The sequence below is a fragment of the Streptomyces sp. T028 genome, assembly GCF_048159505.1.
GTDB lineage: Bacteria > Actinomycetota > Actinomycetes > Streptomycetales > Streptomycetaceae > Streptomyces.
The window spans coordinates 67,682-94,247 of the sequence record NZ_JBLRVZ010000027.1 but is presented as its reverse complement, the minus strand read 5'-3'; the positions used below and the strand labels follow the sequence as shown (position 1 = coordinate 94,247).

Annotated in this window: 23 protein-coding genes; 18 read left to right on the top strand and 5 right to left on the bottom strand. The window is 70.9% G+C overall.

The features are described 5' to 3' along the window. Positions 1–120 precede the first annotated feature (120 nt). Positions 121–711 (top strand): TetR/AcrR family transcriptional regulator, encoded by a 591-nt coding sequence (locus ACLZN2_RS26055; RefSeq protein ID WP_416981476.1) that lies wholly within the window; start codon positions 121–123, stop codon positions 709–711. Positions 712–967: 256 nt separating this feature from the next. Here the strand turns inward: ACLZN2_RS26055 and ACLZN2_RS26050 are convergent, their stop codons facing one another. The 4 genes from ACLZN2_RS26050 to ACLZN2_RS26035 all read right to left on the bottom strand — a co-directional run bounded on the left by ACLZN2_RS26050 (position 968) and on the right by ACLZN2_RS26035 (position 4,825). After that, positions 968–1,753: an IclR family transcriptional regulator gene (locus tag ACLZN2_RS26050; RefSeq protein ID WP_416981475.1), complete on the bottom strand. Its 786-nt coding sequence runs from the start codon at positions 1,751–1,753 to the stop codon at positions 968–970. Between the two features lie 65 nt (positions 1,754–1,818). Continuing rightward, positions 1,819–2,661, bottom strand: a complete 843-nt coding sequence (locus tag ACLZN2_RS26045) for a fumarylacetoacetate hydrolase family protein (RefSeq protein ID WP_416981474.1) — start codon at positions 2,659–2,661, stop codon at positions 1,819–1,821. Continuing rightward, positions 2,658–4,325: a bifunctional 3-(3-hydroxy-phenyl)propionate/3-hydroxycinnamic acid hydroxylase gene (locus tag ACLZN2_RS26040; RefSeq protein WP_416981473.1), complete on the bottom strand. Its 1,668-nt coding sequence runs from the start codon at positions 4,323–4,325 to the stop codon at positions 2,658–2,660. Before ACLZN2_RS26040 ends, ACLZN2_RS26045 begins: the two co-directional genes overlap by 4 nt. 5 nt (positions 4,326–4,330) lie before the next feature. Continuing rightward, the gene (locus ACLZN2_RS26035) at positions 4,331–4,825 is read right to left on the bottom strand and encodes a VOC family protein (protein ID WP_416981472.1); all 495 of its coding nucleotides are present in this window, start codon (positions 4,823–4,825) and stop codon (positions 4,331–4,333) included. 189 nt (positions 4,826–5,014) lie between these two features. Here ACLZN2_RS26035 and ACLZN2_RS26030 point away from each other — a divergent pair, with 189 nt between their 5' ends. The 10 genes from ACLZN2_RS26030 (at position 5,015) to ACLZN2_RS25985 (ending at position 17,046) form a co-directional block, all read left to right on the top strand. After that, complete coding sequence (locus ACLZN2_RS26030; protein ID WP_416981470.1) at positions 5,015–6,484, top strand: aldehyde dehydrogenase family protein; 1,470 nt, start codon at positions 5,015–5,017, stop codon at positions 6,482–6,484. 34 nt (positions 6,485–6,518) lie between these two features. Continuing rightward, positions 6,519–8,027, top strand: a complete 1,509-nt coding sequence (locus ACLZN2_RS26025; protein ID WP_416981469.1) for a carotenoid oxygenase family protein — start codon at positions 6,519–6,521, stop codon at positions 8,025–8,027. Positions 8,028–8,032: 5 nt separating this feature from the next. Beyond that, positions 8,033–8,914: an SDR family oxidoreductase gene (locus ACLZN2_RS26020; RefSeq protein ID WP_416981468.1), complete on the top strand. Its 882-nt coding sequence runs from the start codon at positions 8,033–8,035 to the stop codon at positions 8,912–8,914. A gap of 11 nt (positions 8,915–8,925) precedes the next feature. After that, complete coding sequence (locus ACLZN2_RS26015; RefSeq protein WP_416981467.1) at positions 8,926–9,675, top strand: SDR family NAD(P)-dependent oxidoreductase; 750 nt, start codon at positions 8,926–8,928, stop codon at positions 9,673–9,675. A gap of 31 nt (positions 9,676–9,706) precedes the next feature. Beyond that, complete coding sequence (locus ACLZN2_RS26010) at positions 9,707–11,386, top strand: thiamine pyrophosphate-binding protein (protein WP_416981466.1); 1,680 nt, start codon at positions 9,707–9,709, stop codon at positions 11,384–11,386. 79 nt (positions 11,387–11,465) lie between these two features. Next, entirely contained in the window at positions 11,466–11,966 is a 501-nt protein-coding gene (locus ACLZN2_RS26005) for a VOC family protein (RefSeq protein WP_416981465.1), read from the top strand. Positions 11,967–12,268: 302 nt separating this feature from the next. Then, positions 12,269–13,915 (top strand): ATP-binding cassette domain-containing protein, encoded by a 1,647-nt coding sequence (locus ACLZN2_RS26000; RefSeq protein WP_416981463.1) that lies wholly within the window; start codon positions 12,269–12,271, stop codon positions 13,913–13,915. After that, a complete protein-coding gene (locus ACLZN2_RS25995) occupies positions 13,912–15,111 on the top strand; it encodes an ABC transporter substrate-binding protein (RefSeq protein ID WP_416981461.1) in 1,200 nt (399 codons plus the stop codon). The genes ACLZN2_RS26000 and ACLZN2_RS25995 overlap by 4 nt, the downstream gene beginning before the upstream one ends. Before the next feature lie 55 nt (positions 15,112–15,166). Then, positions 15,167–16,027, top strand: a complete 861-nt coding sequence (locus ACLZN2_RS25990; protein ID WP_194083149.1) for a branched-chain amino acid ABC transporter permease — start codon at positions 15,167–15,169, stop codon at positions 16,025–16,027. Then, positions 16,024–17,046, top strand: a complete 1,023-nt coding sequence (locus ACLZN2_RS25985; RefSeq protein WP_416981460.1) for a branched-chain amino acid ABC transporter permease — start codon at positions 16,024–16,026, stop codon at positions 17,044–17,046. Before ACLZN2_RS25990 ends, ACLZN2_RS25985 begins: the two co-directional genes overlap by 4 nt. 243 nt (positions 17,047–17,289) lie before the next feature. Here the strand turns inward: ACLZN2_RS25985 and ACLZN2_RS25980 are convergent, their stop codons facing one another. Then, a complete protein-coding gene (locus ACLZN2_RS25980) occupies positions 17,290–17,868 on the bottom strand; it encodes a TetR/AcrR family transcriptional regulator (RefSeq protein WP_416981458.1) in 579 nt (192 codons plus the stop codon). Between the two features lie 420 nt (positions 17,869–18,288). Here ACLZN2_RS25980 and ACLZN2_RS25975 point away from each other — a divergent pair, with 420 nt between their 5' ends. From ACLZN2_RS25975 to ACLZN2_RS25945, 7 genes are all read left to right on the top strand, one after another. Next, a complete protein-coding gene (locus tag ACLZN2_RS25975; protein ID WP_416981457.1) occupies positions 18,289–18,876 on the top strand; it encodes a TetR/AcrR family transcriptional regulator in 588 nt (195 codons plus the stop codon). Continuing rightward, positions 18,873–20,348, top strand: a complete 1,476-nt coding sequence (locus ACLZN2_RS25970; protein WP_416981456.1) for an FAD-dependent oxidoreductase — start codon at positions 18,873–18,875, stop codon at positions 20,346–20,348. Before ACLZN2_RS25975 ends, ACLZN2_RS25970 begins: the two co-directional genes overlap by 4 nt. A 39-nt stretch (positions 20,349–20,387) precedes the next feature. Next, positions 20,388–21,617 (top strand): cytochrome P450, encoded by a 1,230-nt coding sequence (locus tag ACLZN2_RS25965; protein ID WP_416981455.1) that lies wholly within the window; start codon positions 20,388–20,390, stop codon positions 21,615–21,617. A 61-nt stretch (positions 21,618–21,678) separates the two neighbouring features. After that, positions 21,679–22,194, top strand: coding sequence for a (2Fe-2S)-binding protein (locus tag ACLZN2_RS25960; RefSeq protein WP_416981454.1), 516 nt, complete (start codon positions 21,679–21,681; stop codon positions 22,192–22,194). Positions 22,195–22,205: 11 nt separating this feature from the next. Then, a complete protein-coding gene (locus ACLZN2_RS25955; RefSeq protein ID WP_416981453.1) occupies positions 22,206–23,186 on the top strand; it encodes an FAD binding domain-containing protein in 981 nt (326 codons plus the stop codon). Then, a complete protein-coding gene (locus tag ACLZN2_RS25950) occupies positions 23,183–25,372 on the top strand; it encodes a xanthine dehydrogenase family protein molybdopterin-binding subunit (RefSeq protein ID WP_416981452.1) in 2,190 nt (729 codons plus the stop codon). Before ACLZN2_RS25955 ends, ACLZN2_RS25950 begins: the two co-directional genes overlap by 4 nt. Positions 25,373–25,414: 42 nt before the next feature. Then, on the top strand, positions 25,415–26,557 hold the full coding sequence (locus ACLZN2_RS25945; protein ID WP_416981450.1) for an XdhC family protein: 1,143 nt from the start codon (positions 25,415–25,417) through the stop codon (positions 26,555–26,557). Positions 26,558–26,566 lie beyond the last annotated feature (9 nt).

Genomic DNA, 26,566 nt, shown 5'->3' with positions numbered 1-26,566 from the left:
GAGAGCCACCCGCCTTTCCGTGTAGCGATCACTAAAGCGGTGAACGGCTACACTGTAACGACCACTAAAGGAATCGTGCAACCGGCACCCCGGCGGAACCGGGCAAGAGAGGGAGGGACCATGCCCAGAGGCGGAAAGCGCGCCTTCGACGAGGAGGCCGCACTGGACGTGGCCTTGGAGCTGTTCTGGCGCCAGGGTTATGAGGCCACCTCGATCGCCGACCTGACAGCGGCGATGGACATCCGGCCTCCCAGCCTCTACGCGGCCTTCGGCAACAAGCGGGAACTCTTCGAGAAGGTCCTGCACCGTTACGCCGAGGCCCGCTCGCCCCTGTCCCGCGAGGCGCTGGCGCAGCCCACCGCGCGCGAGGTGGCGCTACGGCTGCTGACGGGCCTGGTCGAGGCGTACACCACACCGGGCAAGCCCCGCGGCTGTCTGACCGTGCAGGCGGGTCTCGCCTCCGGCGAGGACGGCCGCGCGATCGTGGAGGTGCTCAAGGTCGCGCGCGACGACTACCGGCGGGCTGTCCAGGACCGATTCGAGAAGGCCGTGGCGGACGGGGACCTGCCCGCCGGCACCGACTGCAGGACCTTGGCCCGCTTCCTCATGGCCACCGCCGAGGGCCTCGCCGTCAACGCCGCCTCCGACGCGCCCCGCGAGGAACTGATGGCTGCCGCCATCCTCGCCGTCCAGGTGATACCCGCCGGCTGACAGACGACCGGCCGGAGTCCGCGCCCGGTCTCGGCAGCGACCACTGTGTGCCCGGCCGGCGCACGGCCCATCATCACGCGAGGAGGCAGAACTCGGCCACGATTGCGGCTCCACCATGAGGTGTTCCGGTCGGCCGCCGACTCGGGTCCCGCCCCGGAGCGACCGGCGGAGGAGTTCGAACGCCGGTCAGGATGTCCGGTCGGACCGCGGCCCGATCAGGTGGAGGCCCCGACGGCGGGCCCCCGCATGAGCGGGGTCATCCCGCGACGACGGCCATCCGGTCGCTGATCTGCTGCGCGGTGGCGAGGACCTTCTGGGCGATCTCCGTCTCGGCCTCCGGGTACACGCGGGAGGCGAGGGCGGCGACGCTGACGGCCGCGACCACGTTCTTGTTCTCGTCCCGGATCGGGGCGGCGACGCCGACCACATCGGGGTCGAGTTCGCCGCGGGTGACGGAGTAGCCGAGGCGGCGGATGCGGCCGAGGCGTTCCATCAGCGCGTCGACATCGGTGAGGGTGGCCGGGGTGAACCGCCGCAGTTCGGCGTTCTGAAGCAGGCGGCGGGCCTCGTCCTCCGGGCTCCAGGCCAGCAGCACGAGGGCGGAGGCGCCGGCGTTGATGGGCAGGGCACTGCCGCGCTCGTAGGAGATGCGGACCGCGCGGGTGCTCTCCGCGCGGTCCACGCACACGACGAGGTCGCCGGTGCGGCGGGTGAGCAGGACCGTCTCGTGCGTCTCGACGGCGAGGTCCTCCATCGACTGCATGGCGACTTCGGAGAGGCCGTAGCTGCGGCGGGCCAGCCGGGCGATCTCCAGCACCCGCAGGCCGAGCCGGAACCCGCCGCCGGGGGCCTCTTCGAGGAAACGTCCGGCGACGAGGCTCTGGAGGTAGCGGTAGGCGGTGGAGCGTGCCACGCCGAGCCGCTCGGCCACGGCCGTCCCGGAGACGACGAGATGGACGTCGTCGAACATGGTCAGGATGTCGAGTGCCCGGTCGGCCGTGGAGTTGCGGTCGCGGTAGCTGGGGGACGTGTTTCCTGACATGCGAGACACTGTAGCGGGTGGGCGCGGCGTGGTGGAGGCCGCGCCCGGCCGTCCGCCCTTCCGGTCTACAGCCGGTCCTTGACGACGGTGTTGCGCAGTTCCCCGATGCCCTCCACTGCGGTGACGAGTTCCTGGCCGGGGCGCAGGAAGACCTTCGGGTCGCGGCCGGCGCCCACGCCGCCCGGGGTTCCGGTGAGGATCAGGTCGCCGGGCAGCAGCGTGATGATGGTGCTGATGTAGGCGATGGTGTCGGCCACGTCGAAGAGCAGGTCGGCGGTGTTGGACTTCTGCATGGTGTGGCCGTCGACGCTGCAGGAGATGTCCAGTCCCGAGGCTCCGGGCGGGAGTTCGTCGGGGGTGACCAGGGCGGGTCCGATCGGTGTGGTGGCCTCGAAGGTCTTGCCGGAGAGGAACTCGCGGGTGCGGTGCTGCCAGTCCCGTACGGTGACGTCGTTGGCGACCGTGTAGCCGGCGACGTGCTCCAGGGCCTTCTCACGCGGTACGTGGCGGCCACGCCGTCCGACGACGACTCCCAACTCGGCCTCCCAGTCGAGGTCGTCGCTGACCGGCGGCATGTGGATCTCGTCGTGAGCACCGATGAGGGAGCCGTCGTACTTGGCGAAGAGGGTGGGGTGGGCGGGGGTCGGGCGGCCCATCTCCCGGATGTGGGTGGCGTAGTTGAGGCCCAGGCAGACGATCTTGTTCGGGTGGGGGACGAGCGGGGCCAGTGAGGTCCCGGCCAGCGGCAGGCGCTCGCCGTCCGTGGTGGCCGCCCGTTCCTGCCAGTCGTCACCGGTGGCCAGCAGCGCGCCGATGTCGGAGTGGGGCAGCAGGACGAGTTCGTCGCCTTCCTGCCGTGCGGCGGCGGTGTGACGGCCGTCGGCGAGGCGGACGGTGCTGAGTCTCATCGGGGCACTCCCTGGGAGTCGTGCTGGATCTCGGGTTCGGGGTCAAGGTCGGCGTCTTCCGCTTCGGGGCGGGCGGCGAAGGACCGCAGCCACGCTCCGACGTGCGCGGTCCGCGCGGAGGTGAAGACAGCTGCCACCAGACGGTCGGGACGTACGAGGACGAAGGAGCCGGTCAGCCCGGCGAAGAGGGCGTCGAGCCGGCCGTCGGCATCGGCGATCCCCACGCGTCCGGCTCGGTCACGCGGCGCACGGTCGTCGAGGTGGACGTCCACGGCGGTGGCGTCGGGAAGGCCGGCCCGCGCAACGGCCGTCCAGTCGTCATCTTTCACGTCGATCCCGAGCAGGCTCCAGCCCTGTCCGAGCACGTCGTCGAGCCGGCTGAGGTGGTGGCTGGAGCCGCGCAGCACCCGCGGCTGGGGCAGCATCGTGCCGACCAGTGCACAGCCGGGGCCGTCCGCGTGGAGCACGGCCCCCGCGCGGACGCGGGCGTCGGGGCGGTAGCGCATCTCGGTCAGATAGCGGCGTCCCGGCGGGGTGAGCATGGCCGTGCGCACCAGCAGGTCGCGCAGGAGGGCACGGGGGCGGCTGGTGGTCATGACGACGCGGCCGAGGCGTACGGAGAGGTCGATCACGGCCCGGGCGTGCGGGCGGCGCTCGGTGTCGTACGTGTCGAGCAAGGCGTCGCCGGCCCGGCCCGCCAGGACGTCGGCGATCTTCCAGCACAGGTTGGCCGCGTCCCGCAGACCGGAGTTGAGGCCCTGGCCGGCGAACGGCGGCATCATGTGCGCGGCGTCGCCGAGCAGGAAGCAGCGGCCCTCGCGCAGCCGGTCGGCGAGCAGCGCGTGGAAGCTGTACGCGACCGCGCGCTCGATCTGCGCGGGTTCGATCTCCCGGTAGGGGCCCAGGAGTTCACGCACGAGGGCGAGCGGCGGAGGCGAGCCCGCCGCACACTCTCCGGGCTTCAGCCGGAACTCGTAACGGCAGCGGCCGTCCCGGCCGGCGACGATGACCACGGGCCGGTCGGGGTCTCCGTGGTGCATACCGAATCGCTGGTCGTGCGTGTCCTCAAGGGTGTCGACCACCAGCCACACATCCGGGAAGCTGCGTCCGCGCATGGGGACGGACAGCAGGTCGCGTACGGTACTGCGGCCGCCGTCGCAGCCGAGGAGGTACACGGCCTCCAGTTCCTCCACCGGCCCGTCCTCCCCGCCCGTACGGAGCGAGGCGCGCACCCGGCCGGGCTCCTGGGTGAGATCTGTCAACCGGGTTCCGAAGCGGACGTCAACGCTCGGGAGCCGGTCCAACTGCTCCCGCAGCACTCGCTCCAGGTCGGGCTGGGCGAAGGGGTTCTTGAAGGGGTGTCCGAGGCGCTGGTCGCCGGTGCCGCGGGCGTGCAGGAGGGGCCGTCCGCCGACGCCGAAGTACCTCGTCCCGGTACCCGGGACGATGATCGGGTAGACCGCCTCGTCTAGGCCGTCGGCCGACTGCAGGGTGCGCAGCGACTCGTCGTCCAGGCTGATCGCTTTGGCGCCGTTGCTGGTGGTGGCGTTGCGTTCCACCAGCACGACCCGTATCCCCCGGGAGCCCAGCAGATGGGCGGCCGTCAGTCCGGTCGGACCGGCACCGACCACCAGGACCGGCGGCGTCGGGGATGCCGTGGGCACGGCGGTCACTGGACCGGCTGGTAGGCGGGACCGCCCTCGGTCAGCAGCCGCTCGACCTCGGCGAAGATCTCCTCCGGGGACAGGTCGAGGTCGAGGGACTTGCGGAAGGGCTGGCGTACGTCGCGCTCCAGCCGCAGATAGACCTCGTTGCGGTTGCCCTCGGGGTCGAAGAAGTAGATCCCGATGGCGTTGCCGTGGGTCACTTCCTGCTGGACCTCGATGCCCTCGGCACGGAACCTGTGGTGGAAGTCGATGACCGTGTCCAGCGAGTCCACCCGCCATGACACCTGGTGGGTGAGCTTGGCACCGGGAGGCGCGGTGCGGCCCCGCTGGAGGACGAACTCGTGGTGCTCCTCCTCGGGGCGCGCGGAGAAGAAGAAGATGCCGCGCTCCTCGTCCTCGTCGGTGACCGTCAGGCCCAGGACCCGCTCGTAGAAGGCGCGCATCGTCTCCAGGTCGTCGACCCAGAAGCCGGTGTGCCCCAGTCCGGTGATCGCCATAAGCGTGTCTCCTTTAGCAGGACTCTAATTTCGTTTTATGGGACACTAGGGCGGCGAGCGACCTTAGGTCAACTGGGTGAAATCACAGCCGCACACCTCTTGACGTCACGCACCCCTCCGATGCAGCGTCCTGTATCACGCTATAGAGGTCCGAATATGCGGGACGTCAGACTCAGGGAACGGGACACCATGACGCTTTTGGACAGCAGCACCTGGGAAGGCCGCGTCTTCTCCGGATCGGGTGAGTGGATCAGCGGCTCGGGCGAGGTCTACGACGCCGTCGAGCCGGCGACAGGCAAGGCGCTGGGCCGTGTCGGCTCCGCCACCGCCGCCGACGTGGACCGGGCGGTGGAGCGGGCGGTGCGGGCCCAGCGGGAGTGGGCGGTACGGCCGTACTCCGACCGGGCCGCCGTACTGCGCCGCGCCGCGCGCCTCTTCGAGGAGCACCAGCAGGAGATCGAGACGTGGCTGATGCGGGAGTCCGGCGCGATCCGGCCCTTCGCCGCCCTCCAGGTCACCAGTGGTGGGGCGGAGGAGTGCCACGAGGCCGCCGCCCTCGCCGGGGCACCCTACGGCGAGCTGCTGCGTTCCGGACAGGAACGGCTGTCCTTCGCCCGCCGGGTCCCGGTCGGGGTCGTCGGTGTCATCGCGCCGTTCAACGTGCCGGTCATCCTGGCCATGCGGGCCGTCGCCCCGGCACTCGCCCTCGGCAACGCGGTCGTCCTCAAGCCGGACCCGCGCACCGCGATCAGCGGCGGTGTCGTCTTCGCCCGGATCTTCGAGGAGGCGGGCCTGCCGCCCGGTCTGCTGCACGTCCTGCCCGGCGGCGCGGACGTCGGAGCGGCCGTCGTCGAGCACCCGCGGATCCCCGTCATCGCGTTCACCGGCTCCACCCGGGCCGGCCGCGCCATCGGTGTCGCCGCAGCCCAGCATCTCAAGCGCGTACACCTGGAACTGGGCGGTAACTCCGCGCTCGTCATCATGGACGACGTCGACCTGGACAAGGCCGCCTCGGTGGGCGCCTGGGGGTCCTTCGTCCACGCCGGCCAGATCTGCATGGCCAGCAGCCGCCACCTCGTCCACGCCTCGGTCGCCGACGAGTACACCGCCCTGCTCGCCCAGCACGCCGACGCGCTCCCGGTCGGCGACCCGACCACCGAGCAGGTCGCCCTGGGACCGGTCATCGACGCCGGCCAGCGCGACACCATTCACCGCATCGTCACCGAGTCCGTCGGGGCCGGGGCCCGGCTGGCCGCGGGCGGTACCTACGAGGAGCTCTTCTACCGGCCGACCGTCCTGACCGACGTACCGCTCACCGCGCCCGCCTACGCCCAGGAGATCTTCGGGCCCGTGGCACCCGTCGTCACCTTCCAGGATCTCGACGAGGCCGCCGACCTGGCCGCCGGGACCGAGTACGGACTGTCCCTGGGCATCCTCACCCGGGACGTCATGAAGGGCCTGGCCCTCGCGGAGCGGATACCCAGCGGTCTGGTCCACATCAACGACCAGACGGTCAACGACGAGACGCTCATCCCCTTCGGCGGGGTCGGCGCCTCCGGCACCGGGGCCCGCCACGGCGGCGCGGCCGCCAACCTGGAGGCGTTCACCGAACAGCAGTGGGTCACCGTACGCGGCGAACTCCCGCACTACCCCTTCTGACCGCCCCGCCCCACAGAGCCGCACGGAGAGTCCCATGCCCCTGGACCCCATGACCGTCGTCCCCCGTCCGACCGCCCCGCCGCCTACCGGGGCCGACTGGTCGACCGGCAACAAGTTCCTGCGCGGCCCCTTCGCGCCTTGGACGGAGGAGAGCGAGGCGTACGGCCTGGAGGTGGACGGCGAGATACCGGCCGACCTCGCGGGCGCGCTGTTCCGCGTCTCCTCCAACCCCCGCTTCCAGCCCCGCAACACCGACCGCTACCACTGGTGGGAGGGCGACGGCATGGTGTGCGGGATCTACCTGCGCGAGGGCAGGGCCGCCTACCGCACCCGCTGGGTCGAGACCGACTCGATGAGAGTCGAGGTGGAGGCCGGGGAGGCCGTCTACAGCGGCTTCGTCAACGGCGGCACCCCGGGCCGGCTGCCCGAGGGCGCCCCGCGCGCCAAGAACGTGGCCAACATCAACGCCGGCCTCTTCGACGACCACCTGATCGTCTACTTCGACGGCGGCCTGCCCCACGCGCTGGATCCCGAGACGCTGCGCACCCTCGGCACGTACGACTTCCACGGCGGCGTCGACATCCTGTGCACCGGCCACTACAAGACCGACCCCGACACCGGCGACATGCTCTTCTTCGCCGCCACCGGACCGGTCATCACCTGGTACCGGGCCGACGTGAAGACCGCCGAGATCATCGACTCGCACTCCTTCGACATCGGAGTGCCGGTCCTCATGCACGACTTCGCGGTCAGCGACACGTACGCGGTCTTCTTCGTCACCCCCGCGCAGTTCCGCCTCGACCTGGTGGCGCGGAGCCTGCCCGGCGTGGTCTGGGACGAGGACTCCCTCGAACACGGGGTCCAGATCGTCCTGATGAACCGCCACACCCACGAGGTCACCTGGCACGAGATAGGCGGCCACTGGGCCAACACCCACTTCTACAACGCCTACGAGCAGGACGGCGAGCTGATCGTCGACGGGCACCGGATCAGCCGTCTCGGCAGCCCGGTCGACCGCCTGTCCGCGCCGCTGGGCTCCCACGAGTGGTTCCCGCCGGCCCTGCCCTGCCGCTGGCGCGTCGACCTGGCGACGGGACGGGCCACGGAGGAGATGACCAGCGGCGTCTTCGGCGAGTTCCCCAAGATCAACGACGCCTACACGGGCAGGCCCCACCGCTACGGCTACTTCGTCACCACACGCGGCCTGGCCGAGGACACCATGTCCGACGGCCTCGCCCGCCACGACCACCTCCTCGACCGCACCACCGTCGTCGAGGGACCGGAGGGCCTGACCAGCCCGAGCGAACCGGTCTTCGTCGCCCGCGAGAACGCCCGCGCCGAGGACGACGGCTACCTTCTCTCCCTGTGGTGGAACCGCGCCACCGACCTCAGCGAACTGCTGGTCCACGACGCGGCGGACCTGCGCCGCACCCCGCTGGCCCGGGTCAAGCTCCCCAGCCGGGTGCCGTTCGGCTTCCACGGCAGCTGGGCCGACCACGCCGTTCTCGACCGGGCCATCGCCGCCCACCACAGCGGCGGCTGACGGCCGTGCGAGACCTGGCGGGCAAGACCGCCTTCATCACCGGCGGGGACAGCGGCATCGGTCTCGGCGTGGCACAGGTGCTGTGCCACGCCGGAATGAACGTGGTCATCTGCGGCGTCGTCACGGAGACGCTGCAGAGCGCGCAACGCGAACTCGCGCGTATCGGCAAGGCCGAGGCCATCGAACTCGACGTACGGGACCGGGAGGCGTTCGCCGCCGTCGCCGACCGACTCGACGCGGACTACGGCGGCGTGGACGTGCTGGTCAACAACGCGGGCGTCGGCTTCCTCGCACCGGTGGCCGAGGCGAGCTTCGACCAGTGGGACTGGGTGCTCGACATCAACCTCACCGGCGTCTTCAACGGCATCCGGACCTTCCTGCCGCGCATGCTGGCCGCCGACCGCCCGGGGCACATCGTCTCGACCGCGTCGATCGGCGGCCTGCTCGGCACCCCGGGAGCGCTCTACGTGGCCGCGAAATTCGGTGTGGTGGGGCTGATGGAGGCGCTGGCGGCCGAACTACGCGACACCCAGGTCAGCGTGTCCGTCCTGACACCGGGAATCGTCCGCACCAACATCCACCAGGGCCCGCCGCCTCCTGGCGGGCCGAGGCCACATGCTCCGGGCGCCCTCGCCGAGGCCGACCTGCACCAAACGGCGATGCTTCCGAGGGAAGTCGGCGAGCGGGTCCTGCTGGCGATACAGGAGGAAACCCTCTACGTCCTGACCCACGCCGAGCACCGGGACCTGCTCGCCCGGCGGTTCGACGCGATCCTCGCGTCGGTCCCCACCACACCGGAGAACCCGCACCGCGCCGCGGTGGAGAGGTCGGTGCTCGCCAACCCGGTCTACGACGAGGTCCTCGCCGCAGCGGAGGCGCGGCGGTGACGGCGCACGGCATGGAGGGATCGGTCGTGCTCGTGACCGGCGCCGGCTCGGGCATCGGGCGCGCGGCGGCGGGACTGTTCGCCGAGCGCGGTGCGGCCGTCGTCGCCGCGGACCGCTCCGAGTCCGGCGCGGACACCGTCGCCGCCATCACGGCGGCGGGCGGCAGGGCCGTCTTCGTCCAGGCGGACGTGTCGGTCGAGAAGGAGGTCGAGAACATGGTCGCCGCAGCGGTCGACACCTACGGCACTCTGGACGCCGCGTTCAACAACGCGGGCATCGCGCCCCCTGTCGGCCCGATCGAGCGGCTCAGCAGCGAGAGCTGGGAGCTCTCGGAGTCGGTCAACCTGCGTGGCGTGTGGCTGTGCATGAAGCACGAACTGGCCGTCATGGTGCCCCAGGGCCACGGCACGATCGTGAACACGTCCTCGGTCGCCGGCCTCGTGGGCAATCCGGGTGGCGGGGCCGCGTACTCCGCGTTCAAGCACGGCGTCGTCGGGCTGACAAGATCCGCGGCCGCCGAGCACGGACGGCACGGTATCCGGGTCAACGCGATAGCCCCGGGCCTGACCCGCACCGAAATGCTGCGGCGCCTGGAGGAACACGAGCACCTCGACGCCGAGGGCGCCGCCGCGGCTACTCCGCTCGGCCGTGTGGCGCAGCCGCGGGAGGTCGCCGAGGCCGCGTACTGGCTCGCCTCTCCCCGCTCGAGTTTCGTCACCGGTCATGTCCTGGCCGTCGACGGCGGCGAGACCTGCGTCTGACGCACTCCGACATCGGGAAAGGAAACGTTCCATGCCTCTCGTGTCCGGCGGCGACCTCGTCGTCCGCCTCCTGCAACAGGCCGGTGTGGACCGGATGTTCGGCATCAACGGCGCGCACATCGACGCCGTCTACCAGGCCGCGCTCGACCACCGGCTGCCCATCGTGGACACGCGGCACGAGATGAACGCGGGCCACGCGGCCGAAGGGTACGCGAGGGTGCGCAACGCCCTCGGCGTCGCACTGCTCACCGCGGGCGGCGGGTTCACCAACGCCGTGACGTCGATGGCCAACGCTCACCTCGACCGCACTCCCGTGCTCTACCTCGCCGCGTCCGGGCCGCTCGCCGACGACCAGACCAACACCCTGCAGGCGGGCCTGGACCAGGTCGCGATCGCGACACCCGTCACCAAATGGGCACACCGAGTGACGCGCGCGTCGCTGATCCCCCGCGTCCTGGCCCGCGCGATCCGCACCGCGCTCGCCGCACCACGAGGGCCCGTGCTGGTCGACATCCCCTGGGACGTGCTCACCGAGCGGATCGACCTGCCCGACCTGACCCAGGAACTCCTGCGCGGCGGCGACCACGGGCCGGGACTCTCACACGCCGGGGCGGAACAGGTCCTGGACCTGCTGGCGCAGGCCCGGAGACCGGTGATCATCGCCGGTTCCGAAGTCCCGCGATCCGGCGCCGCCGGTGAGCTACGGACGTTCGCCGAGCGACTGGGCATTCCACTGATGGCGGACTACGAGGGCCTCGGCGCGATCACACCCAGCACCCTGAACTTCGGCCTGCTCCAAGGGCTTAACGGCCTGCCGCCCGGAGGCGAACCCGACCTGGTGATCATGGCGGGACTGCGGTTCGGCCTGACGACCGCGCACGGCTCGGGTGCGCTGATCCCGCGTACGGCGCGTGTCGTGCAGATCGATCCCTCCGGTGGCGAACTGGGCCTCCTGCAGCCGGTCTCCCTCTCGGTCGCCGCCGATCCACTGCCGGTGTTCCAGGATCTCAACCGGGCGCTCACTCTCAGGCAGGCCGCCGGCCCCGATCCGGCCGGCTGGCAGGCCACCCTGCGGGCACACCTTCGACGGCGGCGCGAAGCCGTGGCCTCTCAGGTGGTCCCCGACGAGCGCGTACACCCCTATGACGCCGTGTGCGCCATCGCCGCGGCCCTGCCCGAGGGGTCGGTGGCCGTCGCCGACGGCGCGCTCACCTATCTCTGGCTGTCGGAAGCGATCTCCGAGGCTCCGGTGTCCGCGTTCCTCTGCCACGGCTACCTCGGTTCCATGGGAGTCGGCATGGGCGTCGCGCTCGGAGCACAGGCAGCCGTGGCTCCCGGCACGAACGTCGTCCTGGTGACCGGTGACGGTTCCGTCGGCTACAGCCTCGGCGAGTTCGACTCCATGGTGCGCGCCGGACTCGCAGTGGTCGTCGTCGTGCTGAACAACCGGGCGTGGGGCGCCACTCTGCACGCGCAGGAACTCATGCACGGCAAGGACCGGGTGGTCAACAACCGGCTGGAGAACGGCTCCTACGCCGCAGCCGCGCTCGCCCTCGGCGCGGACGGCTACCAGGTGCGCGCCCTCGACGAACTCGCGCTCGCCCTCGCCAAGGCCCTTCTGAGCGGGCGCCCGTCCTGCGTCGAGGTCCATGTGAGTCTCGACCCGATACCGCCGGAAGAGCGGGTGATCATGGGCGGCAGCCCCTTCTGAGTGCGCCTTCTCCCCCACGCGTCCGACACACCACGCAGCCACCCGACCGTTCCGGCTCACGACTCGTCAGGGAACTTCCATGTTGTTCGACTTCGGCCAACCGACCGACGGCCTCATCCAGATGGCGTTCGTCGTCGAGGATCTCGACGCGGCGACGGCCCGGTTCAGCGAGAGCTTCGGGGTGGGGCCGTGGACGGTCCTGCGGGACTTCGCGGGCGAGGACCCCCGCTACCGGGGCGAGCCCACCCAGGCACGGGCGCACGTGGCGCTCGGTTTCGGCGGGCACATGCAGTACGAACTCATCCAGCCCGCAGACGAACTCCCGTCGGTGCACCGCGACGTGATCGTCGAACGGGGATACGGCTTCCACCATTTCGGTTGCGCCACAACGGCCTTCGACGCAGCGGTGGAGGCGATGCGCCGCAAGGGCTACGAGGCCGTGTTCACCGCGTCCGTCGGGCCCGACTCCCGCGTCGCCTACTTCGACACGCGTGACGTCCTTCCCGGCATGACCGAACTCATCGAGGCGAGCCCCGGCCTCGACACGGCCTTCACCGCGATGTACCGGGAATCTCTCTGAGCCCTACCTGCATGCACGGGCCGGGACGCGGGTCCGGGCAGGTGTGCTCGATAAACAGGAATTCAATCCCGACTAAAGAGACATGCAAACGCCGGGCGGATGGCACCTTACGGAACCCGCGCACTCCAGCGCACGGTCCACCTCTCGCTCCACCGCGAGCGCCGCCACCACCCAAGCAAATGTCCCAGTAATTAGGACTAGCGTTTCAACATGAGGGACCGTACGCTTCAGCGAAGTTACGGTCAACCACTCGCCGCATGACACCGGGGCGTTCCCGGGGCGCGGCGGTGAGGAGTCACGGCGTGAAGAAACTGGATGCTGAGACAACCCCCGAAGTACGCGCCGGTGGTGCCGGTGCGTCGCCCCTGCCGGGGACCGAACCTCCTACGGCGGCTCTCCAGGTACGAGGACTCACCAAGCGATTCGGCGGTGTCACGGCTCTGGAAGGCGTCGACCTCTCGGTGGCGTCCGGCGAAGCGGTCGCCGTCATCGGCCCCAACGGCGCCGGAAAGAGCACCCTGCTCAAGCTGATCTCCGGCGTCCACCGCCCCACCGAAGGAGAGGTGTGGCTGGGTGAGCAGCGGCTGGACCGCATGCCGACGCACCGCATCACCCGCAGCGGCATCGCACTGGCCCACCAGGTCCCGCGGCCCTTCCACGGCCTGACCGTCCGCGAGAACGTACGGGTCGGGGCCATGGCGAGCCGCCCCCATCCGCACCCCGGAGAGATCGACGAGATTCTCGCTCGGTGCCGCCTGGACACCAAGGCCTCCCGTCCCGCCGACTCCCTGCGCGTCCTGGACCTGAAGCGGCTGGAGGTGGCCCGTGCCCTGGCCACCCGTCCCCGGGTGCTCATGTTCGACGAGGTCGCGGCCGGGCTCGTGGGCCGCGAGCTGGACGAGGCGATCGACCTGATCCGCCAGGTCCACGACCAGGGCATCACCGTGCTTCTGGTCGAGCGCATCGAACGGGTGGTACGGGAACTCGTCGACCGCGTCCTGGTGCTCAACTGGGGCCGCCCCCTGGCCGAGGGCACACCCGCGGAGATCGCCGCGAACGAGGAGGTGCGGGCCGTCTACCTCGGCGACGGCGACAGGGCTCAGGCTCCGCCAGCGCGCACCGCGGCCACCGGGCCGACACCGGACACCGCTGCCGTGCTCGCTCTGGAATCAGTCAGCGCCGGATACGGCGACATGGTCGCCCTGCGGGATTTCTCGATGCGCGTCGAGGCCGGACAGATCGTGACCGTGCTGGGTGCCAACGGGGCCGGCAAGTCGACGCTCTGCGCCACGATCATGGGCGCGGTCCAGGCGAGATTGGGATCCGTGCACGCCCTCGGCCAGGACATCACCGGCATGGCCACTCACCGGCGCGCGCGTCTGGGCATCGCCCACTGCCAGGAAGGCCGCCGCATCTTCACCGGCCTCACCGTCGCCGAGAACCTGATGCTCGGCGCGCCTCTCGCGCTGGCCAAGGACGAGGTGCGCGGCCGTATGGAACGCGTCCACGCGATCTTCCCCGTGCTCGCCGAACGTGCCACCCAGCAGGCCGGCACCATGTCCGGCGGCCAGCAGCAGATGCTGGCCGTTGGACGTGCCCTTATGGCCGACCCCCAGGTGCTGATCTGCGACGAGATCTCGCTCGGCCTCGCCCCCGTGGCGATCGACGCCCTGTACGGCGCGCTCGCCGAGATCAACTCCCAGGGCGTCGCGATCGTTCTGGTGGAGCAGAACGTCAAGCGGGCGCTGGGGATCGCCGACCACGCCGTGGTGCTGTCCCGGGGCCGCGTCTCGTACACCGGCGATCCGGCGGGCCTGCTCGGTGACGAGGCCCTGGACGCCGCCTACTTCGGCACCACCGACGACAACGCCCCGGAAGCCGGTTCCTACTCACTGCTCGCCGCCCCCGTTTCCCGACCGCTCAGCGCCTCCGAAGGAGACCCCTCGTGATCAGAACCACCCACCGCCGCGCCTACGCACTCGCCGGTGCCGCACTGCTCGCCGCCGCGGCCGGCTGCGCGGGCAACGCCTCCAGCAGCAGCGGTTCCAGCAGTGATGACGGTCCCATCGTCATCGGAACAAGCATCTCGCTGTCGGGCAACACCGTCCTCAACCAGATACGCGACGGCTACCTTCTGGCGGTCGAGCAGGCGAACGCCAAGGGCGGCCTGGAGGTGGGCGGGAAGAGGCGGAAGGTCGAGCTGAAGGTGCTCGACAACCGCAGCGACACCAACACGATGATCCAGCAGGTGCGTTCCCTGGTGCTCACCGACAAGGCCGTGGGGCTGCTGGGGTCGTGCTGCCAGCAGAACATCGACATGCAGGGCCAGGCCGACGCGCTGAAGGTGCCCCTGGTGATGGGCGCCCTGCCCATCGAGCTGCTGCCCAAGGGCAAGGGCTACACCTGGGACTCCTTCCAGTCGCTCGCCGACGGGGCCAAGGACTTCTTCGAGGTCGCCGCCGGGGCGAACACCAACAAGAAGACGCTGATCGTCACCAACAACGACGCCCAGGGCATCTCCACGGGAAAGCTCTGGGCGGGCACCGGCGAGAAGGCCGGCTTCGCCATCGCCGCCACCAAGTCCGTCCCCACCGGCACCACGGACTTCTCCGACGTCATCAAGGCTGGGACCTCCTCCGGCGCGCAGGTGCTGATCGCCTCGATGACCCCGCCGGACTGTTTCGCGATGTGGAAGCAGATGAAGGCACTGGCCTACAAGCCCAAGCTCGCCATCGGTCTGCAGTGCGCGCAGACGCCCGGCTGGGGATCCCTGGGCAAGCTCGGCAACGGCACCCTCGTCCAGCTGAACTGGTCCGACACGGCCGGGCTGCCGGACACCGACCTCATCGTCAAGAAGTACGGCAAGAAGTACACCAATCTCACCGACCTGGGCTCGGTCGCCCTCGGACTGCACGAGGCGACCATCCTCATGGACGCCATCTCGGCCGCGGGAAGCACCGACGCCGCTGCCCTCAACAAGGCCCTCGCCAAGAGCACCACCGTCTCCGCACAGGGCCCCGTGAAGTTCGTCGACAACAAGAGCGTGACCCCCACCTTCATCGGCCAGTGGGAAGACGGCGCCATCAAGCAGGTCTGGCCGGCCAAGGGAGGATCCCCGCTCGCCTCCCTGTCCGGGCTCGGATGAGGCCCGGCATGAACGCGCTGCGACCCACCACGAGCGTGAGCGAACGGAGCACATCGTGAGCCTCGACGTCCTGGCCGCCGGTATCCTCGCCGGCGGCCTGTACGCCCTGATCGGGCTGGGCATCTCCCTGGTCTTCGGCGTACTGGGCCTGATGAACCTGGCCCACGGCGAACTCGTCATCGGCGGCGCCTACCTGGCGTCCCTGCTGGTAGTGGACTCCGGCTGGGACCCGCTCCTGGCCCTGCCGCTCACCATGGCGGGCGTCGCCCTGATCGCCTATCCCCTCCAGCGGTATCTGCTCACCCCCCTCCTGCGAGGGGACAAGAGCGCACCTCTGGTGGCCACCTTCGGACTGTCCCTGCTCGCCCAGGCACTGTTCCAGGGCGGGTTCGGCACCCACCCCAAGAGCCTGCCCGCCCCCTACGCCACTTCCGGCATCTCCGTCCTCGGCCTGCGGATCCAGACGATCTACCTGATCGCCTTCGGGCTGACCGTCCTCCTGTGCGCCGTCACCCACCTCGTTCTGACCCGCACGCGCGCCGGCAGCGCGGTCAGGGCGGCCTCGGCGGACCCGGCCACCGCCGCCGTGCTCGGCATCAACGTGCCCAAGGTGTACGCCATGACCTTCGCCGGCGCCGCCGCCCTGGCCGCGGCCGGCGGAGTCCTGACCGGCGTCGCCCAGAGCTTCACGCCCAGCAGCGGGATGCCGCTGCTGCTGACCGGCATGGCCGTGATGGCCCTGGCCGGCATCGGCAGCGTCGGCGGGGTCTTCCTCGCCGGCGTCGCTCTCGGCGTCCTCCAGTCGGTCAGCGTCCAGCTGTTCGGCGGCGGTATGCGCGACGTCGTCGTCTACCTCGCCTTCTTCCTCGTCCTCGCCATACGCCCCCAGGGCCTGTTCCGAAAGGCCGCCGGATGAAAACCCCGACCGTCCCCCGAGGGACTCCGAAGGCCCTGTGGCCCGCACTCGTCCTCGCGACCGTCACCATCGCCGCCTTCGCCCTCGCCCCGGTGCTCTCCCTCGGGCAGCTGGACCTGAGCGTCACCCTGCTGACGTATCTGACGATCGCCCAGGCATGGAACGTCCTCGCCGGTTTCAGCGGCCAGATCTCCCTCGGCGCCGCCGCGTTCATGGCGAGCGGCGGCTACACGACCGCGCTGATCCTGATCCACACCGGACTGCCCTGGCCGCTGGCCCTGCTCGGCTCGGGCATCGGCGCGGGCCTCCTCGCCCTGCTGCTCGCCGTACCGCTGCTGCGCCTGCGCGGTGACTACTTCGCCGTGGGCACGCTGGCCGTCTCCGTCGCTCTCCAGGCCCTGCTCAGCAACTGGAACTGGGCCGGCGGCGCCAGCGGCCTCACCCTCCCCACTGAGCGGATTCCCAGCGGGGGCAACCTGTACCAGATCGCGGTCCTCGTCGCCGCCCTCGCCATGGGGCTCGCCCTCTATGTCCGGCACAGCGCCTTCGGCCTGCGGCTCGCCGCCGTACGCGACCACGAAGCGGCGGCCGCCGGACTTGGCGTGTCGGTCTACCGCCACCGTCTCGCCGCACTGGTGCCGACCAGCGCGCTCACCGGCCTGGCGGGAGCGGTGATCGCCTTCCAGTTCGTCGTCATCTCCCCCGACGGCGTGGCGAGCGTGACCTGGAGCCTGAACGCCGTCCTCATGGCCGTGGTCGGCGGAGCGGGCACGGTGCTCGGCCCCGTCGTCGGCGTGGGCGTCGTCTACTACGGGCTGACCCGTGCGCTCCAGGACCAGCAGACCCTGTCCCTGGTCATCGAGGGCGCCCTGCTGATCGCCATCGTCCGCTTCGCCCCGCAGGGCGCCTGGCCCCTCATCTGCCGCGCCGCCCGGGCCCCGATCGCCCGCCGCCGAAAGCCCACGCCCGGTGTGGACACCGTTCCCGACGCCATCCCACGAACGCCGGAACATGTGTGACCGTGGTGTCATCGCCTTCGCCGCCGCGCCTCGTCCGACGACCGATGCGTCGGTGTGCGACGGTCACGACGTCGCCGCTCCCGGCAGCGGGCAGGATCCGGACGGCTCGCGGACGCTGTGGGTGGCGAGCCATGTCGCGGCTGCGGCACGCAGCACTGGGGGGCTGGTTCGTGCCGCAACCCCTGAGAGGCGATCAGTCGCCGCGTTCGAGAGCTCCGGCCGCCGAGCAGGAGCCGTCGTCCGTCAACTCCGGCCCCGCAGTCCGTCCTGGACGATCTCCCTGAGCACTCCGAGCCCGCCCGCTTCGCCTCGGTAGCGCTGCATGGCCATACAGCCCACCAGTAGAGCTCTCACGTCGTCGACCGCGAGGCCCCCGCGTACCGCACCGACAGCCTGGGCCCGGGCGAGCAGGTCGCCGAACGTGTTCCGGAACCGCTTCTCGGCCTCGGGGGCGAGCACCTCGGCGGCGTAGCCCGCCTCGGCCATGGCCTCGGCAAGCCCCTTGTCCCCCGCACCCTCGTCGACACCCGCCCAGAAGAACGCGAAGAAGGCATCTCCCGGGTCACGGGTCGCCACAAGGTCGGCGGCCGAGGCGACCATGTGGTCCAGCCGGTCCAGTACGACGGCTTCGAACAGGGCTTCCTTGGTCGGGAAGTGCCGGTAGACGGTCCCCGCGCCCACACCGGCCCGCCGGGCGATCTCGTCGATCGGCACCCCGAAGCCCTCGGCGGCGAACACCTCGTGCGCCGTCTCAAGAACTCGGGCCCTGTTTCGCCTGGCGTCGGCACGCAGCGGTTTCACGCTCTCCTGGCTGGCAGACACGTCCACCCTCCTGCCCCCTCCCCGGGACTGATGACTCCTGCCACCGCATGATCTCCCATCCGATGAAAGCGGAGCAATCGTTCCACCTCTTGCAAGCGGGGCGATCGTTCCGTATCTTAATCGGGGCGACCGTTCCGCATTTGGGTTCGGCGCAGCGAGGGAGCGACGGGATGACCAACTCGCGGACCGCCGAACGGCGGACCGAGGCCGGGATTCGAGACCGCACGGGCGCTCACGAGACGCCATGTCACCGTCGTGCTCGCCTGCGAGGCTCTACTGACTGCCTGAACTGTCCTCTCGCATAAGGATGTTGAGTCAATCCACATGTCGGGCCAATTAGGAAAAGACATCGTGTCGTTTCTCAATTCAGAAGTGAGTCCCACGCCCGCGCCGGTCGCGTCGCGGTCTCCAGGTCGCCCGATGGACGTCCAGCGCGACGCCGCGTTGCTGGACGCGGCGCTGCAGCTGCTCTCCGAGGTGGGCTACGAACGGCTGAGCCTGACCGAGGTGTGCCGCAGGGCCAGGGCCAGCACGAAGACGGTCTACCGACGCTGGTCCAACAAGGATCAGCTGATGGCCGCCGCGTTGCGCAGGGCGGTGTCCCGGAGCGTGGACGAGCAGGTTCCCCTGACGTCTTCGGGATCCCTTCGCGAGGACCTGGTGCGCAACCTGCTGCCGTCCGCGGTCCCGGAACAACAGCGCACGCCCCAGTACTTCTCCGGACTGCTGGTCGCCGCGTCCGGGGGCGACGAGGTCGGGCGGATGGCCAAGGAGCTGTGCCGCGTGCACCACGCCCGCGTCGCGGAGATGGTCCTGGGCTGGGCCCGGGAGCGCGGGGAACTCGGTGAGGGCGCTGACCCCGTACTGATCGCCGACCTCGCCCGGAGCGCGCTGATCCATCAGGTTCTGGTCGCCGACGGTGAGCTCGACGTCAACTTCGTGGAGTCCTTCGTGGACCGGGTGCTGCTGCCGGTGCTGGCTCCCTTCCGGACGGAAGGTGCCCGGTGAGGATCAGCGTCGACCTGAACCGCTGTGAGGGATACGGGCAGTGCGTGTTCGCCGCCCCCTCGGCCTTCACCCTGCACGGCCTGGAGGCCCTGACCTACGTACCGAATCCCCCGGACGAAATGCGGGACGCCGTCCACCGGGCCGCCCTGGCCTGCCCGGTACGGGCCATCACCGTCGGCGTCGAGGACGAGCCGACCAGGGCTGCACCGAGCCAGGACCGGCATGTGGTCGTCGTCGGTGCTTCGCTCGCCGGGCTGAAGACTGCCGAGGCGCTGCGTGAGAACGGTTTCGCGGGCCCGCTGACGATCATCGGGGACGAGCCGCACCGGCCGTACGACCGACCGCCGCTGACCAAGGCGTGCGTCAGCGAGAAGCTCCCTCCCGGTCGGCTCGAACTGCCGGTCACCCGGCCCCTGGACGCCCGCTTCCTGCTGGGCACCGCAGCCGTGGGGCTGGACACGGAGCGACGGTCGGTCGTCCTGGCCGACGGCGGCACCGTCGGCTACGACACCCTGGTGATCGCGACCGGCACCCGTGCCCGCCCGTTCCCCGGCTGGGTGCCCGAAGGCGTCCTCACCGTCCGCACCCGCGACGACGCCGAGGATCTCCAGAGGCGCCTGGCCCGACAGCCGCGCCGGGTGGTGGTGGTCGGTGCCGGTTTCCTGGGCGGTGAGCTGGCCTCCGGCCTGCGCGAACTGGGGCTCCCGGTGACGCTGGTCGAGGCGCAGGCGACGCCCCTGCAGGGCCCGTTGGGCAGGACGGTGGGCGATGTGGTGGCCGGCCTGGCCAGGAGCACGGGCGTGGACCTGCGCCTCGGCACCACCGTCGACGAGTTCGTGGCGGACAAGAAGCACACGTTGCGGAAGGTCCGGCTGTCGGACGGCGAGACGGTCGACGCGGATCTCGCGGTCGTCGCGCTGGGCGCCGTACGCAATGTCGAATGGCTGGCGGGCTCGGCCGTGTGCGCGGACGCGGGCGGGGTGCACTGCGACGAGCTGTGCCACGCGCTCGATCAGGAGGGGCGCCCGCTGCCGGACGTGTACGCGGCCGGGGACATCGCCGCCCTGCCGCACCCCTTGTTCCCCGGCCGGCGTCTGTCGGTCGAGCACTGGGGCAGCGCTGTCACTCAGGCCCGTACCGTCGCCCACGACATCACCCGCGAGCCCGGCGAGGAACGGCTTCCCCACGCCGAGTTGCCGTCTTTCTGGTCCACGCAGTTCGGCGTCAACATCAAGGGCGTCGGTTTCCCCGGCGCAGCCGACCGGATCGCCGTCGTGCAGGGCACCCCCGGCCAGGGCTCCTTCAGCGTCCTGTACGGCCTGGGGGAGCGCACGATCGGCGCGGTCACCTTCGACAACGGCCGCAATCTCCACCACTACATCTCTCTCGTCCGCGAACAGGCGCCGTTTCCGCCCGGGTTCGCCACCAGCGACGAGAACACCTCCCCCGCGCTGCGGCCGATCGGCTGCTGACCCCTCGTTTCCCCCCACCGCGAAAGCGAGCACGGCTCCATGGCTTCGACTCTGCTCAAGCAGATACTCCATCCCGACAGCCGACCCCACCCCTGGGATCTCTACGCCGACCTGCGCAGGGAACCGGTCAGCGTGCAGGACGACGGAACCCATGTCGTCGGCGGATACGAGGAGATCACCGCGCTGCTGCGCGACCCCCGTGTCTCCGTCGATCCCGGCAAGGCCGCCGCGGGCGGCCGGATCGGCACCGGGACCCAGGAACCCGGCCAGGCACCGCCCTTCCTCGTGCGGGACAACCCGGCACACGACCGGCTGCGCGGACAGGCGATGCGCCACTTCGGACCGCCCGAACTCCCCGGTGGCGTCGAGGGGTTGCGGACGATGGTGGAGGACCTGGTGCGCCACCGTATCGACCGGCTGACCGGGCGCACCGAGTTCGACCTCGTGTCCGAGGTCGCCTACCCGGTGCCCGTCCTGGTGATCTGCCACCTGCTGGGCATTCCGCCCCAGGACGCCGACGCCCTCGCCCACTCCTCCGAGGATGCGGTGCGCGGTCCGGAGTTCCAGGTGGACCCGTACGACCCGGAGGTGACAGCGGCCAGAACCCACGCCTCCCAGGAACTGGGCACCTACTTCACGGCGCACATAGAGCGGCTCCGGGAGAACCCGGGCGAGGACATGCTCTCCAGGATGATCCACGACGACGGCCCCCGTGGCCGGATGAGCACACCGGAGCTGCTGAACACCGCGATCACGCTCTTCGTCGGCGGTCACGAGACAACCGTCAACCTCATCGCCAGCTGCATGCTCCTGCTGCTGCGCCACCCGGACCAGCTGGCCCGCCTGCAGGCCGACCCCTCCCTCACGGCCGGCGCGATCGAGGAGACGCTGCGCATGGAGCCCTCGGTGCACATGCGGGCCCGGATCGCCGTCGACGACATCCGCGTCGGGGACCACCACGTCATCCCCCGGGGCTCCTCGATCATCCTCAACATCGCCGCCGGCAACCGCGACCCCCGGCGCTTCCCCGACCCTGACACCTTCGACATCACGCGCCCGGACAACGCCCATCTCAGCTTCTCCGGCGGCATCCACTACTGCTTCGGCGCCGCGCTCGGCCGGATGGAAGGCCAGATCGCGGTGCGGCGGCTGGTCCAGCGCCTGGTCGTCCCACGGCTGCTGCAGGACCCCCCGCCCTACCGCGTCCCGGCCGACCTTCGGGGCCCCTCGGCCCTGCACCTGGCCGTGGACGACGTACGGGCCGCCTGAACCACGCCGCCCCTCTGCCCGACACCCCGTCACCGTCCGCCGAACCGAGAGAGCGACGCGCATGACCACCGAATCCGCCTCACGCATTCCCCCGCCCGCCGAGGAGACCGCGCCCAGCAGCGACGTCACCCTCACCGTCAACGGCAAGCTCCACTCCCTCCGGGTGGACAACCGGACCTCGCTGCTGGATCTGCTGCGCGAACACCTGGGCCTGACCGGTTCGAAGACGGGCTGCAACGCCGGAGCCTGCGGCGCGTGCACCGTGCTCGTGGACGGCCGTCGGGTCAACTCCTGTCTGACGCTGGCGGTACGCCTGGAAGGCGCCGAGGTCACCACCGTGGAAGGCCTGGCCGACGGCGACGAACTGCACCCGCTGCAAAAGGCGTTCATCGATCTGGACGCCGCCCAGTGCGGCTTCTGCACACCGGGCCAGATCATGTCCGGTGTCGGCTGTATCCGGGAGGGCCACACCGGCTCGGGGGAAGAGATCCGGGAGTGGATGAGCGGCAACATCTGCCGCTGCGGCTGCTACGTGAACATCGTGCGCGCGGTCGGGCAGACCGCGGGCCGGATATAGGGACGGCGGCCATGTATCCCTTCACGTACACACGGGTCTCCGGCACCCGCGAAGCTCTCGCCGCGGGCCGCGAGGGCGGCCGTTACATCGCGGGCGGCACCACCCTGGTCGATCTGATGCGGGAGAGCGTCGAACGCCCCGGCGCTCTGGTCGACATCAGCGCGCTGCCGTTGCACGAGGTCACCGTCACCGACGACGGCGTCCTGCGGATCGGCGCCCTGGTCAGGATGGCCGACGCCGCCGCTCACCCCGACGTGCGCACCGCCTACCCGGTGATCTCGCAGGCCCTGGAGCTGAGCGCGTCCGCCCAGCTGCGCAACATGGCCACCATCGGGGGCAACATCATGCAGCGCACCCGGTGCACCTACTTCCGTGATGTGACCGCCCCGTGCAACAAGCGCGAGCCGGCCACGGGGTGTGCCGCGCGCGAGGGGGTCAACCGCGCCCACGCGATCCTCGGCACCTCCGACGCCTGCGTGGCCGCCCATCCCTCCGATGTCGCCGTCGCCTTCGCGGCGCTGGAGGCGAACGTGCACCTGCTGGGACCGGACGGAGCCCGAACGGTTCCCTTCGCCGACTTCCTGCTCCGGCCCGGCGACACCCCCTGCCGCGAACACGCTCTGGGCCAAGGGGAGTTGATCACGGCGGTGGAGATCCCGGCCCATCCGCGCCCGCTGCGGTCCGGCTATCTGAAGGTCCGCGACCGGCAGTCGTACGAGTTCGCTCTCACCTCGGCCGCCGTCGCCCTGCACATCCGTGACGGCGTGATCCGCGAGGCGAAGGTCGCCGCCGGAGGTGTGGGCACCGTGCCCTGGAAGCTGCCCGCCGTCGAACAGCACCTCATCGGCGAGCGGCCCTCGGAGTCCCTGTGGACGGCCGCCGCCGAACACGCGGCGGACGGCGCCCGTCCCCTGGCCCACAACGGTTTCAAGGTCGACCTGCTCAAGCGCACGGTCGAACGCCAGTTGCGCATCGTAGGAGGCGACGCATGACCCCCCAGCCCCAGGCAGCCGTCGGCGCCCCGCTGACGCGGGTCGACGCACGGCTGAAGGTGACCGGCCAGGCCCGGTACGCGGCCGACTTCGACGCCGACGGGCTGGTGCACGCCGTCGTCGTCGACAGCGGCATCGGTCTCGGCCGCATCACCTCCGTCGACACCACCGCCGCCCTCGCCCTGCCCGGCGTGCTGACGGTGCTCACCCACCTCAACGCGCCCCGGCTGCCCTACGGCCCCAACCCCGGAATGGCGACCCCGCCCGGCGAACGGCTGCACGTACTGGAGGACGACCGGGTCCGCTTCCACGGACAGCCCATCGCCGTCGTGGTCGCCACCACCCTGGAGACGGCCCGGCACGCCGCGCGCCTGGTGCGGGTGGAGTACGACGCCGAGCCGCCCTCGACCGACCTGTCGACCGCGGCGGACGACACGCCGGTCACGTACGAGCGCGGTGACGCGGAGCGTGCGCTGCGGTCGGCCGACGTGCGGCTGGAGTTGACGTACCGGACCGCCCGACAGCACCACAACGCGATGGAGCCGCACGCCACCGTCGCCCGCTGGGACGACGGCCGGCTCACGGTGTGGCAGAAGACCCAGTGGATCCACGGCGCACAGGCCGAACTCGCCGCCGTCTTCGGACTGCCCGAGGACGCGGTGCGTGTCGTGTCACCGTTCGTCGGGGGCGCGTTCGGCAACGCCTCACGGATCTGGCCGCAGGGGGTCATGGCGGCCCTCGCCGCCCGTGAGGTGGACCGGCCCGTCAAACTCGTGCTCAGCCGCAGGCAGTTGTACTTCGGGACGGGCTACCGGCCCGGGTACGAGTACCAGGTGCGCCTGGGCAGCGACGGGCAGGGCCGGCTGACGGCGATGACCCACGTCATGCGGGCCGAGACCTCTCGTTACGAGACGTTCCAGGACGACATCCTGAGCATCGGCCAGATGCTCTACGACGTGCCCGCGGTCACCCAGGACTGGCGGACCGTTCCCCTGGACGTCAGTACGCCGACGTTCATGCGTGGCCCCGGCGGCGCCACGGCCGCCTACGCCGTCGAGTCCGCGATGGACGAACTCGCCTGGGAACTCGGCCTGGACCCGGTCGAGTTGAGGCTGCGCAACGAACCCGACCGGGATCCGACGAGCGGGCTGCCGTTCTCCACCCGGCGGCTGCGCGAGTGCTACGCGAGGGGTGCCCGCGCGTTCGGCTGGCACCTTCGTGACCCGAAGCCCCGCTCCACCCGGGACGGCGACTGGCTGATCGGCACCGGCATGGCCACCGGCGCCCACCCCTCCTGGAGCGTCACCTCCCTGGCGCATGTACGCCTCGACGCGGACGGTACCGCGGTGGTGCAGAGCGCCACGAGCGACATGGGGCCCGGCACGTACACCGTCATGACCCAGGTGGCCGCCGACGCGCTCGGACTGCCGGTGCGCGCGGTGCGGTTCGAACTGGGCGACAGCACCATGCCGCCCCCCGTGGGCCACGGCGGCTCCATGACGACGCCCAGCGTCGGCTCCGCCGTCCAGGACGGCTGCGCCAAGCTGCGCGGGGAGGCCGTCGCACTCGCCGTGAAGGACGAGGAGTCACCGCTGTTCGGCGTCGCCGCCGACGACGTCGTCGTAGCGGACGGACGTCTGTACGTGCGCGACGAGCCCGCGCGCGGGGAGACCTACCGGAGCCTTCTGGCCCGGTCCGGACGGGATCGGCTGGAAGCGGACGGCGAATACGTTCCGGCCGGGCTGCCGTTCTCCACGCACTCCTACAGCGTGACGTTCGCCGAGGTCGCCGTCGACGCCCGCCTCGGGCTGGTGCGGGTGCGGCGGATGCTGGGCGTGTACGACGTCGGCCGCGTCATCAACCCCAAGCTCGCCGACAGCCAGGCCATCGGCGGCATGATCGGCGGAATCGGCCAGGCCCTGCTGGAGCACACGGTCACCGACCACCGCGACGGCCGGATCGTCAACGCCAACCTCGCCGACTACCTCGTCCCCGTCAACGCGGACATCCCCGACCTCAAGGCGATCTACCTGGAGGGCGAGGACGACAAGGTCGCCCGGATCGGGGCCAAGGGCCTCGGGGAAGTCGTCCACGTCGGCGTGGCACCCGCCCTCGCCAACGCCGTCTTCCACGCCACCGGCCGCCGGATCCGCGAACTGCCCATCACCGCCGACGCCCTGCTCTGAGCGGGGCCCACGTCGCGAACATCCCCCTACGGAGATCCACGGATGCTGAACATCGCGGACACACTGCACCGATGGTGCCGCGAGGACCGCCCCTTCGCCCTCGCCACCGTCGTCGGCGTCTCCGGCAGCGCGCCCCTGCCGCCGGGCACAGCCCTCGCCGTCGACATGGGCGGACGAGCGGTCGGCAGCGTCTCCGGCGGCTGCGTCGAAGGCGCTGTCTACGAGCTGTGCCGGCAGGTCCTGGAGTACGGCAGCCCTCCGGAACGCGCCCGGTTCGGCTACTCCGACGACGACGCCTTCGCCGTGGGGCTGACCTGCGGCGGCGAGATCGACGTCCTGGTGCAGCGGGTGGATCCCACCGACCGGCCGCATCTCGTCGCGGCTCTCGACGACGTCGTACGGGACGAGCCCGTCGCCGTCGCCCAGGTCGTCGAGGGCCCCGCCGAACTCGTAGGCCGCACCCTGCGCGTCTCCGGCAACGGCGCCCACGACGGCACCCTCGGCGACGAGGACACAGACCGTACGGTGGCGGCGCGGGCCCGCGCCCTGCTTCGGGCGGGGCGCGGGGGCCGGGTGGAGACGGGCGGGGACGCCGACACATGCCCGGAGACGCTGACCCTCCTGGTCCACACAAAGGCGCTCCCGCCCCGCATGCTGATCTTCGGTGCCGTCGACTTCTCCGCCGCCCTCAGCCGGGCCGGACGCTTCCTCGGCTACCACGTCACCGTCTGCGACGCCCGGCCCGTCTTCGCCACCCCCGAACGCTTCCCGGACGCCGACGAGGTCGTCGTCGACTGGCCGCACCGCTACCTCGCGGCCACCGAGGTGGACGCCCGCACCGCGGTCTGCGTACTCACCCACGACGCCAAGTTCGACATCCCGCTGCTGCGGCTGGCCCTCGGCCTCCCGGTCGGTTACGTCGGCGCCATGGGCTCCCGCCGCACCCACGACCACCGCCTGGCCGCGTTGCGCGAGGCCGGCGTCCCGGAGGAGCAGCTCACCCGCCTCAACTCCCCCATCGGCCTCGACCTCCGCGGCCGGACACCGGAGGAGACCGCCGTCTCCATCACCGCGGAGATCATCGCCCGCGCGAACCAGGGCTCCGGCCTGCCCCTGTCCTCGGGCACGGGACCAATCCATCCCCCTGCCTCGGTCGGCAGCAGCACGGCGCGCAGCGCCGGTTGAGGAGAAGCA

Bases quoted from the DNA above. Each gene is read 5' to 3' on its own strand.
- ACLZN2_RS26055 (WP_416981476.1), top strand. From the start codon at position 121: ATGCCCAGAGGCGGAAAGCGCGCCTTCGACGAGGAGGCCGCACTGGAC.
- ACLZN2_RS26050 (WP_416981475.1), bottom strand. From the start codon at position 1,753: ATGTCAGGAAACACGTCCCCCAGCTACCGCGACCGCAACTCCACGGCC.
- ACLZN2_RS26045 (WP_416981474.1), bottom strand. From the start codon at position 2,661: ATGAGACTCAGCACCGTCCGCCTCGCCGACGGCCGTCACACCGCCGCC.
- ACLZN2_RS26035 (WP_416981472.1), bottom strand. From the start codon at position 4,825: ATGGCGATCACCGGACTGGGGCACACCGGCTTCTGGGTCGACGACCTG.
- ACLZN2_RS26030 (WP_416981470.1), top strand. From the start codon at position 5,015: ATGACGCTTTTGGACAGCAGCACCTGGGAAGGCCGCGTCTTCTCCGGA.
- ACLZN2_RS26025 (WP_416981469.1), top strand. From the start codon at position 6,519: ATGCCCCTGGACCCCATGACCGTCGTCCCCCGTCCGACCGCCCCGCCG.
- ACLZN2_RS26015 (WP_416981467.1), top strand. From the start codon at position 8,926: ATGGAGGGATCGGTCGTGCTCGTGACCGGCGCCGGCTCGGGCATCGGG.
- ACLZN2_RS26010 (WP_416981466.1), top strand. From the start codon at position 9,707: ATGCCTCTCGTGTCCGGCGGCGACCTCGTCGTCCGCCTCCTGCAACAG.
- ACLZN2_RS26005 (WP_416981465.1), top strand. From the start codon at position 11,466: ATGTTGTTCGACTTCGGCCAACCGACCGACGGCCTCATCCAGATGGCG.
- ACLZN2_RS25985 (WP_416981460.1), top strand. From the start codon at position 16,024: ATGAAAACCCCGACCGTCCCCCGAGGGACTCCGAAGGCCCTGTGGCCC.
- ACLZN2_RS25975 (WP_416981457.1), top strand. From the start codon at position 18,289: ATGGACGTCCAGCGCGACGCCGCGTTGCTGGACGCGGCGCTGCAGCTG.
- ACLZN2_RS25965 (WP_416981455.1), top strand. From the start codon at position 20,388: ATGGCTTCGACTCTGCTCAAGCAGATACTCCATCCCGACAGCCGACCC.
- ACLZN2_RS25960 (WP_416981454.1), top strand. From the start codon at position 21,679: ATGACCACCGAATCCGCCTCACGCATTCCCCCGCCCGCCGAGGAGACC.
- ACLZN2_RS25955 (WP_416981453.1), top strand. From the start codon at position 22,206: ATGTATCCCTTCACGTACACACGGGTCTCCGGCACCCGCGAAGCTCTC.
- ACLZN2_RS25950 (WP_416981452.1), top strand. From the start codon at position 23,183: ATGACCCCCCAGCCCCAGGCAGCCGTCGGCGCCCCGCTGACGCGGGTC.
- ACLZN2_RS25945 (WP_416981450.1), top strand. From the start codon at position 25,415: ATGCTGAACATCGCGGACACACTGCACCGATGGTGCCGCGAGGACCGC.